Source organism: Microbacterium ureisolvens, from assembly GCF_015278315.1.
Taxonomy (GTDB): Bacteria; Actinomycetota; Actinomycetes; order Actinomycetales; family Microbacteriaceae; genus Microbacterium; species Microbacterium ureisolvens.
On sequence record NZ_JADIJE010000034.1, the window covers coordinates 1 to 1,437 of the forward strand.

The 1,437-nt window shown below is 63.0% G+C and carries 2 protein-coding genes and 1 pseudogene; all 3 read left to right on the forward strand.

Annotated elements, in window-relative coordinates:
• Positions 1-60: 60 nt before the first annotated feature.
• Positions 61-198, forward strand: a pseudogene (locus IM767_RS21255) (helix-turn-helix domain-containing protein); the annotation flags it as partial.
• Between the two features lie 24 nt (positions 199-222).
• On the forward strand, positions 223-552 hold the full coding sequence (locus IM767_RS20940; RefSeq protein WP_239453536.1) for a helix-turn-helix domain-containing protein: 330 nt from the start codon (positions 223-225) through the stop codon (positions 550-552).
• Positions 553-560: 8 nt separating this feature from the next.
• Positions 561-1,397 (forward strand): IS3 family transposase, encoded by an 837-nt coding sequence (locus IM767_RS20540; RefSeq protein WP_239453535.1) that lies wholly within the window; start codon positions 561-563, stop codon positions 1,395-1,397.
• The last annotated feature ends 40 nt before the right edge of the window (positions 1,398-1,437 follow it).

The following is a 1,437-nucleotide window of genomic DNA, read 5'->3' on the forward strand; positions in this document are numbered from 1 at the left end:
TGAACTGCTCCCTGGAAATTGGACTGGAGAATCCAGTTCCGATTTTCAGGGGGCAGTTCTGTGCATCCGCGTAGTTCATTGTCTGAGCCGCAGCGTGTGGCGGCGATAGCGTTGTTCGAATCCGGCTGGAGTGAGCGGGCCGCGGCGCGCGAGCTGGCTGTGAGCCGGCCGGCGGTCAAGCGATTGCATGACCGGTGGAAGGTGCGAGGCAGAGGAGCGCTGGTGAGCAAACCGATCAAGCCCTCGTTCTCGTTCGAGTTCAAGCGGGACGTGGTCACCCGATTCCTCGCCGGGGAGTCGAAAGTCGATCTTGCTCGCGAGTTCGATCTGTCGTCCCCGAAACTCGTCGAGAACTGGGTGAGGAAGTATCGCGCCGAGGGCGAGGATGCGTTGCGTCCGAAGCCGAAGGGCCGTCCCGCAGCGCAAACCGCGGCGCCCGCCGCGGTGACCGAGCTGGAGCGTCTGCGACGCGAGAACGAGCGGTTGCGGGCGGAGAACGCGTACCTGGGAAAATTGCGGGCCTTGATGGAGCAGCAACGACGGTCAAGGTGAATGCCGTCGTGACCCTCAAGGCCGAGCATCGACTTACCGACCTGCTGGCCGCGGCCGGGGTGGCCCGGTCGACGTTCTTCTATCACCAAGCGCGGATGGACGCCCCGGACCCCTGGGCCGAGGTGAAAGCCGCAATCAGCGAGATCTTCGCACGCAATCATCAGCGCTACGGGTATCGCCGTGTGCACCGAGAACTGATCAGGTCTGGGTGGCAGCTCGCGAAGAAGACCGTGCTCAAGCTGATGCGCCAGCTCGGGCTGGTCTCCCGCTCCCGCCGGAAGCGGCGATACGTGTCGTATCACGGCAACGTCGGGCAGACCGCCGAGAACATCCTCGATCGCAACTTCACCGCCGACGCCCCGAACCAGAAATGGGTCACCGATGTGACCGAGTTCCGCGTCGGCGATGACAAGCTCTACCTGTCCCCGGTGCTTGACCTTTTCAACCGGGAGATCATCGCGTTCTCGACCAGCCGATCACCGAACCTGGACCTCACCAACAGCGCGCTGCGAGCCGCGATCACCACCCTCGACCGCGGACAGCATCCACTCGTGCACTCCGATCAGGGATTCCAGTACCAGCACGCCTCCTGGCGAGCCCTGCTCGCTGACGTCGACGCGACCCAGTCCATGTCCCGCAAGGGCAACTGCTACGACAACGCCATCATGGAGAACTTCTTCGGCCACCTCAAAGAAGAGTGCTTCCACCACGTCAACTACCTCAGCATCGACGCGCTCGAGACCGCGCTGCACGACTACATCCGCTGGTACAACCACGACCGCATCTCAGAACGACTCGAGGGCCTGAGCCCGGTGCAATACCGGACCCAGACCCTCGCGGCCTAGGCTTCGACTAAACCAGTCCAACAAACGGGGACCAGTTCAG